Origin of the sequence: Maribacter sp. HS (assembly GCF_048059195.1) — a bacterium.
Classification (GTDB): Bacteria; Bacteroidota; Bacteroidia; order Flavobacteriales; family Flavobacteriaceae; genus Maribacter; species Maribacter dokdonensis.
Map to the genome: position 1 here is coordinate 63,056 of NZ_JAYLVV010000007.1, position 13,680 is coordinate 76,735.

General features: G+C 33.5%; 16 protein-coding genes. 6 read left to right on the forward strand and 10 right to left on the reverse strand.

All coding sequences use genetic code 11. The features are described 5' to 3' along the window. Positions 1–3: 3 nt before the first annotated feature. On the reverse strand, positions 4–381 hold the full coding sequence (gene rsfS / locus VBZ51_RS16110; RefSeq protein ID WP_058105963.1) for a ribosome silencing factor: 378 nt from the start codon (positions 379–381) through the stop codon (positions 4–6). 93 nt (positions 382–474) lie between these two features. Here rsfS and VBZ51_RS16115 point away from each other — a divergent pair, with 93 nt between their 5' ends. Next, complete coding sequence (locus VBZ51_RS16115; protein WP_416577586.1) at positions 475–1,206, forward strand: biotin--[acetyl-CoA-carboxylase] ligase; 732 nt, start codon at positions 475–477, stop codon at positions 1,204–1,206. Here VBZ51_RS16115 and VBZ51_RS16120 read toward each other — a convergent pair. Next, positions 1,203–1,595, reverse strand: a complete 393-nt coding sequence (locus tag VBZ51_RS16120) for a hypothetical protein (RefSeq protein WP_058105965.1) — start codon at positions 1,593–1,595, stop codon at positions 1,203–1,205. The two genes, VBZ51_RS16115 and VBZ51_RS16120, sit on opposite strands and share 4 nt — an antisense overlap. Before the next feature lie 3 nt (positions 1,596–1,598). Then, positions 1,599–2,243, reverse strand: a complete 645-nt coding sequence (pyrE, locus tag VBZ51_RS16125) for an orotate phosphoribosyltransferase (RefSeq protein ID WP_058105966.1) — start codon at positions 2,241–2,243, stop codon at positions 1,599–1,601. Positions 2,244–2,250: 7 nt separating this feature from the next. On the opposite strand from pyrE, the gene VBZ51_RS16130 reads away from it, so the two are divergent. Further along, complete coding sequence (locus tag VBZ51_RS16130; protein WP_058106014.1) at positions 2,251–2,841, forward strand: NUDIX hydrolase; 591 nt, start codon at positions 2,251–2,253, stop codon at positions 2,839–2,841. 2 nt (positions 2,842–2,843) lie between these two features. On the opposite strand, the gene VBZ51_RS16135 is transcribed toward VBZ51_RS16130, so the two are convergent. From VBZ51_RS16135 to VBZ51_RS16160, 6 genes are all read right to left on the reverse strand, one after another. Continuing rightward, the gene (locus tag VBZ51_RS16135) at positions 2,844–4,586 is read right to left on the reverse strand and encodes a M14 family metallopeptidase (protein ID WP_416577587.1); all 1,743 of its coding nucleotides are present in this window, start codon (positions 4,584–4,586) and stop codon (positions 2,844–2,846) included. Positions 4,587–4,652: 66 nt separating this feature from the next. After that, positions 4,653–5,057 carry a response regulator gene (locus VBZ51_RS16140; RefSeq protein ID WP_074669774.1) on the reverse strand — a complete coding sequence of 135 codons (405 nt, stop codon included), beginning with the start codon at positions 5,055–5,057 and terminating at the stop codon, positions 4,653–4,655. Continuing rightward, a complete protein-coding gene (locus VBZ51_RS16145) occupies positions 5,044–6,897 on the reverse strand; it encodes a PAS domain S-box protein (protein ID WP_416577588.1) in 1,854 nt (617 codons plus the stop codon). The genes VBZ51_RS16140 and VBZ51_RS16145 overlap by 14 nt, the downstream gene beginning before the upstream one ends. A 114-nt stretch (positions 6,898–7,011) precedes the next feature. Then, positions 7,012–8,859 (reverse strand): ATP-binding protein, encoded by a 1,848-nt coding sequence (locus VBZ51_RS16150; RefSeq protein ID WP_416577589.1) that lies wholly within the window; start codon positions 8,857–8,859, stop codon positions 7,012–7,014. A gap of 123 nt (positions 8,860–8,982) precedes the next feature. After that, entirely contained in the window at positions 8,983–9,435 is a 453-nt protein-coding gene (gene coaD / locus VBZ51_RS16155; protein WP_416577590.1) for a pantetheine-phosphate adenylyltransferase, read from the reverse strand. A 31-nt stretch (positions 9,436–9,466) separates the two neighbouring features. After that, on the reverse strand, positions 9,467–10,441 hold the full coding sequence (locus tag VBZ51_RS16160) for a D-alanine--D-alanine ligase (RefSeq protein ID WP_058105972.1): 975 nt from the start codon (positions 10,439–10,441) through the stop codon (positions 9,467–9,469). Positions 10,442–10,617: 176 nt separating this feature from the next. Between VBZ51_RS16160 and VBZ51_RS16165 the strand changes: the two genes are divergently transcribed. The 4 genes from VBZ51_RS16165 to VBZ51_RS16180 all read left to right on the forward strand — a co-directional run bounded on the left by VBZ51_RS16165 (position 10,618) and on the right by VBZ51_RS16180 (position 13,503). Then, a complete protein-coding gene (locus VBZ51_RS16165; protein WP_058105973.1) occupies positions 10,618–11,208 on the forward strand; it encodes a PASTA domain-containing protein in 591 nt (196 codons plus the stop codon). After that, positions 11,209–12,240: an RluA family pseudouridine synthase gene (locus VBZ51_RS16170; protein ID WP_058105974.1), complete on the forward strand. Its 1,032-nt coding sequence runs from the start codon at positions 11,209–11,211 to the stop codon at positions 12,238–12,240. Positions 12,241–12,330: 90 nt separating this feature from the next. After that, entirely contained in the window at positions 12,331–13,092 is a 762-nt protein-coding gene (yaaA, locus tag VBZ51_RS16175; protein WP_416577591.1) for a peroxide stress protein YaaA, read from the forward strand. Between the two features lie 45 nt (positions 13,093–13,137). Beyond that, entirely contained in the window at positions 13,138–13,503 is a 366-nt protein-coding gene (locus VBZ51_RS16180; protein WP_058105976.1) for a hypothetical protein, read from the forward strand. Between the two features lie 2 nt (positions 13,504–13,505). Here the strand turns inward: VBZ51_RS16180 and VBZ51_RS16185 are convergent, their stop codons facing one another. Beyond that, positions 13,506–13,634, reverse strand: a complete 129-nt coding sequence (locus VBZ51_RS16185; RefSeq protein WP_071340068.1) for a 30S ribosomal protein THX — start codon at positions 13,632–13,634, stop codon at positions 13,506–13,508. Positions 13,635–13,680 lie beyond the last annotated feature (46 nt).

Consider the following 13,680-nt stretch of genomic DNA (forward strand, 5'->3'; position numbering starts at 1 on the left):
TTTTTATTGATTAACGCTACTTTCTATGGTCGTGAATTTTGCATCACCCCATAAACCTTCTATGTCATAAAATTCTCGAACTTGCTTTTGGAATACGTGGACTACTACGTTTACATAGTCCATCAATACCCATTCGGCATTGTCCTCGCCTTCTACGTGCCAGGGTTTATCTTGAATCGCTTTACTTACTGTTTTTTGGATAGAACCTACGATCGCATTTACATGCGTATTGGACGTACCGTTACAAACTATGAAGTAATCACAAACGGTGTTTTCAATTTCTCTTAAATCTAATAGATTTACATTTTGTCCTTTTACTTCGTCAACTCCTTGTATAATTAATGCAATTAACTCATCTGCGCTAGTTTTATTTTCCTGCATTCAAAAATTTTAATTTTTACAAAGTTATTATTTTTTTGTTCTTTTAGGTCTAGTTTTTAACAATACATTAAAGATTCACAATAAGAACTGTAAATGCAAATAATCAAACTTGATGCCACGCAATCTACAAATACCTATTTAAAAGATTTGTCATTTAAAAGGGAGTTAGATGATTTTACTGTCGTAACTACCAAAAATCAAACTTCAGGTAGGGGGCAGTTAAATGCGAAATGGGAATCTGAGCCTGGTAAGAATCTAGCATTCAGTATATTGAAAAAGAATTTGGATATTCCTATTCAACGAGTTTTTCTTGTAAGTGTTTGTGTTTCATTGGCTATAATAGAGAGCTTAAAAGATTTTGATATACCTGATTTAAGTATTAAATGGCCAAACGACATTCTGTCAGGTAATTACAAAATCGGCGGTATTTTGATCGAAAATATCATAACTGGTTCTAAAATAAAGCGGAGTATAATAGGTTTTGGTTTAAATGTAAACCAAAAATCATTTAAAAGCGCACCACATGCCTCTTCATTAAATGCGATAACGGGTACTGATTTTGATCTTGATGAAATTTTTTATTCTCTGATAGAACATTTACATCAAAACATGATCAAACCTTTGCAATTAATGGAAAGTGAATTGTATGCACAGTATCATGCCCATTTATTTAAAAAAAGGCAAATGAGTACGTTCAAGATTCACGATGACATACAAATTACAGGTACAATTGAAAAAGTTTCTATTGACGGTAAATTGGTAGTGAAACTAGTAAATGGTGATTTTCAAGAATTTGGCTTAAAAGAAATACAGTTACTGTATTAGATTTTTGACAAATTTGTTGACAGCGTATTTATAAAATTCGTGATTGGTGATTTGATCATCATGGCCATCATGGCATTAAATTCACCTTTAAAGCTTAAAATAACTTCACTTTGCTGACCATCAACTTCTTTGATGTCTGCCGTTAAGGTGAATGGTAGTTTATCACTGGCCGCACCTAAAATTATTTGTTCAAAAGGAGTTTGCTCTTTTTTTTCCAATACAATTTCGGGCATGCCTTTTAAGGCAAAAAGAAATCTATTTTCATTAAGTACTTCGAACTTATCAATGTTTTCTGGCATTAACTGTCTAAAATTAGATAGTTCGTTTAAAAAGTTAAAAGTATCTTCTTTGCTTTTTGCTACTTGTGCCTTAGGCGTTTCTATAAACATATATTATTTATTTGTCCATTTAGAAGGGTCTTTCCTCCATTCCATTAAAGTTGCTAATTGCTCTTCTTTTACATAACCAGTGTCAGAAGCTTGTTCAATTAAATGAGCGTAATTGCTTAACGTGTGCAACTCTGTATTTTCTTCTTTAAAATTAGAATCGGCAGTTTCAAAACCATAGGTAAAAATAGCCAACATACCTTTAACTTTGGCATCTATAGCTTTTAGTGCCTTTACGGCATTTAGGCTGCTTTTACCGGTACTGATCAAATCTTCGATCACAACCACCGTTTGGTGTGCTTCTAAATGACCTTCTATTTGATTTTGACGCCCGTGCGATTTAGGCTCAGGACGTACATATACGAATGGTAGGTTAAGTTTGTCCGCTACCAAAGCACCAATGCCAATTGCCCCGGTGGCAACCCCAACAATACAATCTGGCTTGCCATATAATTGTTCAACTTGCTTAGCCATTTCATCACGAATATAGTTTCGGATGATAGGGTAAGAAAGTAAAATCCTATTGTCGCAATATATAGGAGATTTCCAACCCGAAGCCCATGTAAAAGGATTTTCGGGTTTCAATTTTATTGCATTAATTTGCAAGAGAAGCTCTGCCGTTTTTTTTGCAGTGTTTTTGTCTAAAACCATGACGCAAATGTATAAAGTTTTTGTTAATGAATTGCCTTTGATTTTAACAAATAAACTCTCCGATACCACAAAGGGTGAGTATTTTTTGTTAAATAAGGAGTCTATTGAGGAGGCTATAAGTTCATTGAGGAAGGGGAAGTTGGAGGAAGCGTTCATATACCACCCAAACCACGATGAAATTTTAAAAAAGTTTACGCAAGAAATACCACTGGTTATTGCAGGAGGTGGTGTTGTGTACAATAAGGAAAGAAAAGTTCTTTTCATTTATAGAAACGATAAGTGGGATCTGCCAAAAGGAAAACTTGATAAAGGCGAAACAATTGAAGAGTGTGCCATACGTGAAGTAGAGGAAGAAACAGGGGTCAAAGGCCTCCGATTGGATAATTACTTGCGCACTACATATCATGTTTTTAGGCGTAACGGTATTACCAAACTCAAACAAGTATTTTGGTACGAAATGAGTACCGATTATGAGGGTAAATTAAAACCTGAAAAAAAAGAAGGCATTTTTAAAGTTAGATGGAAAGGTCCTGAAAAAATTAAAAAAGCCTTGGAGAATTCTTATGTGAACATAAGAATTCTATTTGAAGAAGATTAAATTCAGTTAGTTATTCTATAGATTGGATATTGCATGTAAGCCTCTTCATAATGTTTACTATGTTTAAATAACCATTTTAGTTGTAGGTACCAGTTGTTCTTAAAATCTAAATCTTCTATCTTCTTATTTTCAAATTCAGATTTTAGTATGGTATCATTTTTTAGCATCTCTAAAGCGGTGTCTTCAAAAACATAAGGAGAAAATCCTTCTTTTTGTTGTAGAATAGTATCAAAAAAGTTCCAGTTAAAAAATGAATCTACGGCACTAGGCTCCAACGTTTCAATAATATACCTAAGACCGGGTTGATCTACTGGTATTACAATATCGCCAGCTTTGAATTCTTTAGTAATATTGGTCACGTTTACAGAAGTATTATAATGAGGATAATGACCTTCGTAAGGTGATGTATACGTACTGTAATCGTCAATTTGATATGATTCGACCAATATCGTGGAATCTTGTTTTAATTCAGTGTACGAAATTTTATTCAAGTCTAATCTTTTAATAACATTGTGCCACTGCTTTCCTAGTACGTATGCTTTTGGTATGCGTATGGAGTCAGATGCCTTAAAATAATCTTGATAAGTTATTTCAGTTTCTATAGGTACTTCTCGGTTATATTTTAGTCTGTTAAAACCAGTAATTTCACTAGTTAATGTATCGGCCTTAAACCCTTTAAATATAAAATTTGAAGCTTTAGTGGTATCTACTTGCCATTGAGTAGGGTAGTAATCATTCTGCTGAAAAGCGTTTTTTGCAGCATTTCTCATTTCTTTTATTTTGCTGCCATCTTTTTCTGCAATGGCAATCATGTTCAACATGAGTTGGTATGTTCCCGCTACACGTTGATCGTAGGGTTTTAGCATATGTGTCTCTACCATCATACCTACGGTATTCCATAGCGTGGTGTACCCCGTAGAGTACCTAGGGTTATCCAGAAATTGCTGAAATCCATTTTCTGGCGGTGAGTTAAATACATTTACATAGGGCGTAATATCCCACCCGTTGTTCAATAAAGAGTCTTGTAGTTGGGGCATTAGATCATCATGAACATATTTACCCAATTTTCCTCCTAATTTATTGTGCTGGGTAAATAAATGGGTAAGGGTGTATTGATAGTCCGCACCGTTGCTAACATGGTTATCTATAAAAACATCTGGATCAATTAGTTGAAAAATCTTGGTAAAGGTTTCTGTGTTTTTGGTATCCGTTTTTATAAAATCCCTATTAAGGTCATAGTTCTTGGCATTACCTCTAAAACCATATTCAACCGGGCCATTTTGGTTGGCACGTGTGGTACTGTTCCTATTAAGGGCGCCACCAACATTATAAACAGGTATGGTAGCAATAATGGTTTCTTTAGGCGTTTTAATTTCATTGCTTGCCAAATCTCTAAAAAGTAACATGGTAGCATCTATACCATCACTCTCCCCAGGATGAATACCGTTATTAATCAATAACATGGTATTGTTCATCGCTAATTTTTTGAAATCGAAATCACCTTTGCTACTAAATGTTACCACATGTAGCGGCTTGCCACTATCAGTAGTGCCAATGGTCTGTATGTTTATAGTTGAAAATTCTTTGGCAAGTTTTATGTAAAAATCTATTACCTGTTCATAGGTTGCCGTTTCGGTTTTATTGGAAGTTTCAAACGGTGTAGGAAAATCTGTTTTGGTATCTTCAATTTTATTCTCGCAAGAAATCAATGAAAAAAATAATAATAGAGGTAGGATCGCTTTCATGAACAATCAATTAAATTGGTTTAAAGGCCATTAATTGATTGTAAAAATAAGGATTACTTTATTGGTTTATGCAACTTGGGTAATTTCTACAATTTTATTTCTATCAATGGGTTTTTGGTTAAAAGTTATGAGATGATGACTTTTACCTTTAAAATATTCCCATTGTTGTTGGTCACGAGGGTCAATTGAAGAGGTGACAATATTAATTCTAATTTTATCGGTAATGGGAAGATTGATGAAAGCTTCTAAAAACTCCCATCCATCCATAATAGGCATATTGATATCTAAAAATATAATTTGCGGAATTTGTTGTTCATTATTAAAAAAATTGATCATAGCGTCTATGGCAATTTTGCCATTTGCATATGATGCAATCGTATTACAATCTACGCTAGAAGAGATTAATTTTCGCAAACCAAAAACGGTAATTGCGTCGTCATCTATAATAGTGATATCACTAATTTTTTTCATTAAAGAAAATTTTAAATTCTGTTCCTTCTCCTTCTACACTACTAACTTCAACTTTACCGTTCATAGCGTCAATTTGGTTTTTGGTTAGGTATAGTCCTATACCTCTGGCATCTTTATGGTCATGAAAGGTTTTATACATACCAAAGAGTTTTTTGCCATATTTCTCCAAATTTATTCCTAAACCATTGTCTTTTATGGTCAATATTGAATAATTATCTTTTTTCTCTGCACTTAATTCAACCTTGGCTTTTCTTTCTGGGTGTTTATATTTTACCGCATTAGAAATAAAGTTGGTTAAAATGCTATCTAAATATGCCGGTACTGAACTTACCGTGAAATCTTCTGGTATGTTATTTTCAATAATGGCATTATTATTTAAAATAAGTGAAGATAAACCTTGCTTAGCATCTGTTATCTTTTCATTTAAATAAAGTTCTTTAATTTCTATATTGGTGTTTGTATTTATTGAAACTACTTCATTTAAATTGTCTAAGGTTTCAAGTAAGCTATTAGAGGCCTTGGTCAACATTTCTACGATCTTTGTCTTTTCATCTTCATCTTTTTCATTTTCTAAAAAGTTCAGCAGCATTGAAAAATTTGCCGAGTGAGAACGTAAATTATGTGAGACTATATGTGCAAAGTTCAGTAGTTTTTTGTTTTGTACCGAGGCAATGTTTATAATGTTTCTTAACTCTTTTTCCTTTTCTTTAAGTTTTGTAATGTCTAAACTAATGCCAACAATGCCATAAGCTATCCCTTTACTGTTTAATAATGGAATTTTAGAACTAAGAAAAGATGTAGACTTGCCGTCTAAAGTTGTTTTTTTTGTTTCCTTGCCAATAATTGGTTCAAGGGTATTCATTACTTTTAAATCCTCTTCTCGTATTTTTTCTGCAGCTTTTAAGGGGTATAGGTCAAAATCATTTTTGCCAATAATTTCTTTAGGGTCTTTTACGCCTAGGTATTCGCATTCCGCTTTATTGATCAATACCTTTCTGGATTCCGTATCTTTAATGTATACGTTAACAGGTAAATTGTCAATTAGCGTTCTTAACAGTTTTTCATTATCTATAGTTTTAATGTTTGCTTCAACCTGCTCATGTATATCTTGAAAAGTACCTATAAGACCAACCATTTCACCTTTATTATAAATAGGTTTCCCCCCGGCCATTACCCATTTTTCTTTTCCGGCAGCTGTTATGATCTGCAATTTTAAATTACTCCAAGCCTTCCCTTTATTTTGTGCTTCGTACAAAGCCATTGATATGGTATTTCTACTATGTCCCTCTTTGTAATAAAATAAGGCATTTTCAATGTTCGGAGAAAAATTTTGCGGTACCTCGTGTATGGCTTTGGTAGTTTCGCACCAAATAAGTTGGTTTTCGGCAATGTTATACTCCCATCTACCAATTTTGCTAATTTCTGCTTGTTGTTGAAGAAATAGTTCTTTCTTGTTCAATTCAAGCTCATTGTTTACTGCATCGGTAATGTTACTTAATTGAATGATGGCCCCAACGATATTTTCATCAACATCATACCAAGGCGCATTGCTCCACTCGAACCAAAGCTCTTGTCCGTCGCAATCAGTGGCTTTATGAATGCCCATTGGCTGAGGATTACCGTTAAAACAATTTTCTATTACCATTTTCCATTTATGGCTTAAATCGGGAAAAACGTCAAATAAGCTATCAGATTTACAGCACTCATTATTTTTATTAAAAAGACTCGTCCATTTGTCAGAAGTCTGAACAATATTAAAATTAGTATCAATGAAGGCTGTTGGTGCCGGCAATTGTCTAATTAAGTACGAGGCATTTGATGTTAGGGGAACTTTTATCATACCGATGAAATTTCTTACGAATTTAACGGGAATGACATATTTAACTATATAATTGTTGTGAATGCTGCCATTTACGTTGTAAAAGATTTAAAAAACTACTTTTTAATTATATTTTTACTTTTTGTTAAAATGAAACCTAAAAATAGAACCTTGCCCAGGTGTGCTTTCTACAGTGATTTTACCGTTCATGGCTTCCATTTGGTTTTTTGTGATGTAAAGACCAATACCTCTAGATTCTTTGTTTCTATGAAAGGTCTTATAAAAACCAAAAAGTTGGTCTCCATACTTTTCCAAATCTATCCCCAATCCGTTATCCTCAACGCTTAAAGTGGTATAGTTTTTATCTTCCTGTACGCTTAAAATTATGATAGGTTTTTTTTCTTCACACCTATATTTAATAGAATTGGTAATGCAGTTGGTCAAAATACTATTTAAATAGGCGGGTAATGCCTTAATGGTCGTATCATCTGAAATTTCATTAATGATTTTGCCGTTGGTCTGTTTAAGTAACCCAGCTACATTTTGCTCTACAACAAAAACACTTTCGTTAAGGTTTAGTGATTTTTTTTCATTGTTTACATTTGATTTTACCGCTACAATTTCCCTAAGACCTTTAATTGTTTCAGATAAATTGTCAGATGCGTTAAAAAGCATGGTCATATACTTATTTCGCTGGGTTAGGCCTTTCTCGTCATTAAGAAAGTTTAATAGCAACGAAAAGTTAGTGGCATGTGTTTTAAGGTTGTGAGAAACCATGTGGGCAAAATTAAGAAGTTGGTCATTTTTTTCTCTTGATGCCGAAATGGTATTCTTTAATTTTTTTTCTAATTTGGTTTGTGTGGTAATATTTTCTACAGTGCAGAGAATACTCTTTTTATTGTTTTTACCCACCACTAAATTACCTGTAACCTTTAAATTTAAATGATGTTTTAGTTTATTGGTGAAGGTGAATTTAACAGGCTTAAATGCGCCATTTTCTTCTAATTGATCTGCTAAACTTTCTAATTTTCCGGTGACTGAAGAATTAACGAATTTTTTAAAGCTCTTGTTTAAGAAAGTGGGCTTCTCAAATCCAGATAATTTTAAAAATTGATGATTGACATTTATAAATCTCCCAGTTTCAAAATCAACAATGGCAAGACCTTGAGGAATTTTTTCAAATAATGGGTATTCATTAAGTTCGTCTTCTAATTTTGAAAGTTGAACATCTATTTGATTTTCTTTATCAACCTCTTGAATGGTTCCTATGACTCTAATGCATTTACCATCTTTAAACTTTGGTCTACCAATGGTGTTTACCCAAATAATATTCCCATTCTGTTGTTTAAGTTGAGCTTTTACATTCCAAGGCTTTCCTAGGTTGATAGCCTCTTCCACTGCTTTTTGTATTATTTTTTTAGAGTCATCTACATAAAAAGTAATAGCATTTTCTAAAGTTGGTTCAAAGTCGGTTTTTACACCATATATTTTATTTACAATTGGAGTCCAGTGTAAAGAGTTGTTAATAATATCAAGCTCCCAACTGCCTATTTTTGCGACAGAACTTTTATTATTAAGTAACAGTTTTGTTTTATTCAGTTCCAGTTCTAATTCTTCTGTTTTTGAAATGGGCTCAACTTTAATGATCACACCAATTATATTTCCATATCCATCTTTCCAAGGATTTAAGTGCCATATGGAATCTTCAGATGAATAATGACAATCTTTAGCGTTGTATTTGAACTTAATGTCCCGTAAACCGTCTAAACTATATTTTAAACGGGTAGAAAGATCTTGAGACAGTTCAGGAAATAGACTTATAAAGTTTTCACCTTCTATTTGGTCAAGATCCAATTGAAAATTGGCAAGCCATCTAGGTGATGCACTCATTAAATTAAAACCAGTATCTATTATGGCAATAGACGATGGAATTTGGTTGATCCAATCTAAAGAAAATGATGAACTATATTTTGATTTAAGCATAGGTGGAAAGAATTTTCCTACTAAATTATAAGAATATTCTAACCTTGCCTCGTAAATTGTTGTGTTTTTGCGAAAAAGTGTGGTTGAGGTAGCCTTTTATGTTGTCAGGCCGATGAAATGCATCTATTTTCTTACAGAATCGGGTACTAGACCTGTATAATCGCCTCCATTGCGTATTACGTCTCTTACAATAGAAGAACTAATGTACGATTTGCCCGATGAGGTCAATAAAAACACGGTTTCTATCTCAGATAACTTTCTATTTGTATGGGCTATGGCCTTCTCAAATTCAAAATCTCCAGGATTACGTAATCCCCTTAAAATAAAATTAGCATCTACTTTCTTACAAAAATCTACTGTTAGTCCTTCATACGACTTAACGGATATAGATGGTACATCTTTGAAAGCTTCCTCAATAAATTTTATACGTTGTTCTAGACTGAACATGTATTTTTTGTCTGCATTTTTTCCTATAGCAATAATTACTTCATCAAATAAAGTAATACCTCTCATAATAATATCATGATGACCTAGGGTCAATGGGTCAAAAGAACCAGGTAAAATTGCGCGTCTCATAAATTGGTTTTACTTTCTAAATATAGGTAATTTAAGACAATGCCTCTGTTATAGCATGTTCAAATAACATGCCCAGGTCAATACCTGCCTCTTTTGCTTGTTGAGGTAAGATACTTTCAGTGGTTAAACCCGGTGTAGTGTTCATTTCCAATAAATAAGGCTCGTCACCAATAAAGATGAATTCACTTCGGGAAAAACCGGTCATTTTTAAAACATCGTATATTTTCTTGGAGGCTTGAGTAACATTTTTCAATTGTGTATCATTAATTCTAGCAGGGGTAATTTCTTGTGATTTACCTTCATACTTGGCTTCGTAATCAAAGAAATCGTTTTCAGAAACAATTTCGGTAATAGGGAAAACAGTTGTTTCTCCCTTCAGTTTTAAAACACCTACGGATACTTCGGTTCCTTCAAGAAAACCTTCAATAATAATTTCATCGTCTTCTTTGTATGCTGTTTCAATGGCACTTTTTAGGTCTTTGGCTTCATATACTTTGGTGATGCCATAACTACTTCCAGATTTGTTCGCTTTAACAAAACAGGGAAGTTTTACTTTTTCTATGATCTCATTTTCATTGATATCATCGCCTAAGTTTAAGTAATAAGATGGAGCTGCTTTAATGCCGTAAGGTTTAAGAACACTTAATAGATCTCTTTTATTAAAGGTAAGGGCGGCCTGGTAAAAATCACATGAAGTATGTTTTAGTCCTAAGAGTTCAAAATAGGCTTGCATTAAGCCATCTTCACCTGGTGATCCGTGAATAGCATTGAAAATACAATCAAACGTTACCGATGTGCCATTAAGGGGAATGGAAAAATTATTTCGGTCAATGGGGGTTTCCTTTTCATTATCATCGACATGAACCCATTTATCCTTAAAAATATGAATTCTATAAAGGTTGAACTTTTCTTTATCTAGGTAATTATAGACCACATTACCACTTTTAAGCGATATTTTATATTCACTAGAATAGCCGCCCATTATAATTGCAATATTTTTTTTCATCTATTTGGTCAGTTAAGTATGCTTTAGCAAAGATGAAGCATTGAAATAAAATATAAAAGAAAACCTTTAGCATTCATCTAAGGGAATATATTTTTATGGATATGGTCTAACTATAGATCTATGCGCATGAATTGGTACGGGGGCATTTACTATATTTGTCGGGTCAAATAATATCTATGAGGAATTTTTTCAATTTTTTAAAAAGCAAAACCTTTTTAATTCAACTAGGTCTTGCGGTACTGGTATTGATAATCACCATTTTTCTTGTGTTAAGGTACTTGAACAGTACTACTAATCATGGTGAGTTTGTAGAAGTGCCCGATTTTTCTAAGAAGTCTGTCATGGAAATGAGAAAATCTATTGAAGAGGCCGGTTTGCGATATGAAGTGTTGGACTCTGCAAATTACAATCCAGATTATCCTAGATTTTCAATCATAGAACAAAACCCTACGGCAGGATCAAAAGTAAAGGAAAATAGAAAGGTGTATTTTACGGTAAATCCTTCTGGATATAAGAAAGTTACCGTTCCTCAAATAATTCAAGTGACCAAGCGTAATGCCTCTTCAATGTTAAAGGCAGTTGGTTTAGACGTACAAAGGGTTACCTATATAGATGAGTTGGGTAAAGATATGGTGTACCGTATAAAATTTAAGGGTAAGGATATTAAGCCCGGTGATAAGTTGCCAAAAACATCTAAGATAGAATTGATCTGTGGAAATGGTAGTATTACCGAAAGAGCCATTATTAAATCTGAATCAGAAGATTAGATGGAAGAGAACATGGAGCGCCCTGAGAATGAAGATGGCGAACTTTTTGAACATCATAGAGTTGTAGCGTCTAAAGGTCAAGTACCTTTAAGAGTGGATAAGTTTTTAATGAATTTCATTGAAAATGCTACGCGAAATAAAATTCAACAATCTGCGAAAGATGGTCATGTTTGGGTCAACGATCAGATTGTAAAATCTAACTACAAGGTAAAGGCAGGTGATGAGGTAAAGGTTCTTTTTGAGCATCCACCGCATGAGTTTTTATTGGTTCCAGAAGATATACCTTTAGACATTGTTTATGAAGATGATGTATTATTAGTGGTGAATAAACCTGCAGGCATGGTTGTACATCCCGGGCATGGTAACTATTCAGGAACCTTAATTAATGCCTTAATACATCATACAGATAATTTGCCATCTAACAGTAACGAGAGACCCGGTTTGGTGCATCGTATAGATAAAGATACATCGGGCTTACTGGTCGTAGCAAAAACTGAAGCCGCAATGACCCATTTGGCCAAGCAGTTTTTTGACAAGACTTCAGAAAGGGAGTATATAGCTTTAGTTTGGGGTAATATTGAAGAAGATGAAGGCACTGTGGAGGGTCATGTAGGTAGAAACCCTAAAAATAGATTGCAAATGCATGTTTTTCCTGAAGGGGAAGAAGGTAAAGAAGCAGTTACCCATTTTAAGGTTTTGGAAAGATTAGGTTACGTTACTTTAGTATCATGTAAACTAGAAACGGGTAGAACACATCAAATTAGGGTTCATATGAAATATATAGGTCATACCCTTTTTAATGATGAGCGTTATGGTGGTGAAAAAATATTGAAGGGAACAACCTTTACAAAGTATAAACAATTTGTAGAAAATACCTTTAAACTATTGCCTAGACAGGCATTACATGCCAAAACTTTAGGTTTTGTACATCCTGTTACGGGTGAGCATATGAGTTTTGATTCTGAAATACCAGATGATATGGCCAATGCAATTGAAAAATGGCGTAGCTATAGCAAGAACAGTACAGCATAAGATTTTTCAATACCACTATTTAAACTCTTTTATATCTTTTGTAGGTCTTCAAGTTGATCATGTTTATTTTTGGAGAATTAAAATTGCATTATGAAAATTGTTATTTCTCCGGCAAAGTCATTGAACTATGAAAGTGACTTGCCAACAACTAAATATACATCGCCAGAATTTATTGAAGATGCTGAAAAGCTGAATAAAATATTAAAGAAGAAAAAGCCAAAAGCACTTTCTGAATTGATGTCCATTTCAGATAACTTGGCACAATTAAACTGGCAGCGTAATCAAGATTTTACAACACCGTTTACACCTGAAAATGCCAGACCGGCAATTTATGCCTTTAGCGGTGATGTATACCAAGGCTTAGATGCTTATACGTTAACCGAAGAGAAGATTGAAATTTTACAACAATCGCTCAGAATTCTTTCGGGGCAGTATGGTATATTGAAACCTCTAGACCTTATGCAACCTTACCGTTTAGAGATGGGAACATCTTTAAAAATTGGAAGAAAGAAAAACCTATATGAATATTGGGGAGAAAGGCTTACCGATCATTTGAACAATGAAATGGAAGAAGGGGAGCTATTGGTGAACTTAGCCAGTAACGAATATTATAGTGCATTAAAACCGAAAAAAATTAAGGCAGATATTATTACTCCGGTATTTAAAGATTGGAAGAATGATAAGTTAAAGATAATTAGCTTTTTTGCCAAAAAAGCTAGGGGTTCTATGGTGAGGTATATTATTGATACAAATGCAAAAACTCTTGAAGATATAAAAGGTTTTAATTTAGATGGTTATCAGTTTAGTAGAGAGCATACTTTAAAAGAAAATCAACCCGTTTTCATTAGATAAAATATTATTATCTCTTTTTCGTTCTAAAGGTATAACAATACGTCTATGAAAAGGGTTTATTTGCTATCTGTAATTATCGTTGTCCTATTATTCTCGTGTACTGATAGGGATGATGAGGTTAATCTTGTCAATATTCGTATTCACAATAACACAGAACTTTTTTTTAGTGAAGTAAGAATTGCGGATAAAGATACTGTGTATGAGAATATTGCGGCAGATGAGTTTTCAACTTATATGGAGTTTGAAACTGCATTCGCCAATCCTGCAATAGCGATACTTACAGATTCAACAAGTCTTAACTATTTTCCAACAGATGTTTTATCAGATTCCTTACCTATTGGTTTTTATACCTATGAAATATCTTTGGATGAAGATAACCAAGTAGATTTAACCTTTAGAATAGACGATTAGAACTATTTCTTTTTACTGATTTTTATTTTTTCTTCTACGGTAGGTCTCTTTTTAATTTTACGAGGTCTTCTTGCCCCGTAAGAATTATTAGATATTTTTCCTTTTTTAGATTTTCTGTCTCCTTTACCCATAATATTGTTCTTTCTATTAAAGTAAGTAATTTAGTCATGATCGGTC

Coding starts and splice junctions, on each gene's coding strand:
- VBZ51_RS16180 (WP_058105976.1), top strand. CDS start 13,138: ATGAAAAGGGTTTATTTGCTATCTGTAATTATCGTTGTCCTATTATTC.
- VBZ51_RS16150 (WP_416577589.1), bottom strand. CDS start 8,859: ATGCTTAAATCAAAATATAGTTCATCATTTTCTTTAGATTGGATCAAC.
- VBZ51_RS16120 (WP_058105965.1), bottom strand. CDS start 1,595: ATGTTTATAGAAACGCCTAAGGCACAAGTAGCAAAAAGCAAAGAAGAT.
- VBZ51_RS16130 (WP_058106014.1), top strand. CDS start 2,251: ATGTATAAAGTTTTTGTTAATGAATTGCCTTTGATTTTAACAAATAAA.
- VBZ51_RS16140 (WP_074669774.1), bottom strand. CDS start 5,057: ATGAAAAAAATTAGTGATATCACTATTATAGATGACGACGCAATTACC.
- VBZ51_RS16135 (WP_416577587.1), bottom strand. CDS start 4,586: ATGAAAGCGATCCTACCTCTATTATTATTTTTTTCATTGATTTCTTGC.
- coaD (WP_416577590.1), bottom strand. CDS start 9,435: ATGAGACGCGCAATTTTACCTGGTTCTTTTGACCCATTGACCCTAGGT.
- yaaA (WP_416577591.1), top strand. CDS start 12,331: ATGAAAATTGTTATTTCTCCGGCAAAGTCATTGAACTATGAAAGTGAC.
- VBZ51_RS16145 (WP_416577588.1), bottom strand. CDS start 6,897: ATGATAAAAGTTCCCCTAACATCAAATGCCTCGTACTTAATTAGACAA.
- VBZ51_RS16165 (WP_058105973.1), top strand. CDS start 10,618: ATGAGGAATTTTTTCAATTTTTTAAAAAGCAAAACCTTTTTAATTCAA.
- VBZ51_RS16185 (WP_071340068.1), bottom strand. CDS start 13,634: ATGGGTAAAGGAGACAGAAAATCTAAAAAAGGAAAAATATCTAATAAT.
- VBZ51_RS16115 (WP_416577586.1), top strand. CDS start 475: ATGCAAATAATCAAACTTGATGCCACGCAATCTACAAATACCTATTTA.
- pyrE (WP_058105966.1), bottom strand. CDS start 2,243: ATGGTTTTAGACAAAAACACTGCAAAAAAAACGGCAGAGCTTCTCTTG.
- VBZ51_RS16170 (WP_058105974.1), top strand. CDS start 11,209: ATGGAAGAGAACATGGAGCGCCCTGAGAATGAAGATGGCGAACTTTTT.
- VBZ51_RS16160 (WP_058105972.1), bottom strand. CDS start 10,441: ATGAAAAAAAATATTGCAATTATAATGGGCGGCTATTCTAGTGAATAT.
- rsfS (WP_058105963.1), bottom strand. CDS start 381: ATGCAGGAAAATAAAACTAGCGCAGATGAGTTAATTGCATTAATTATA.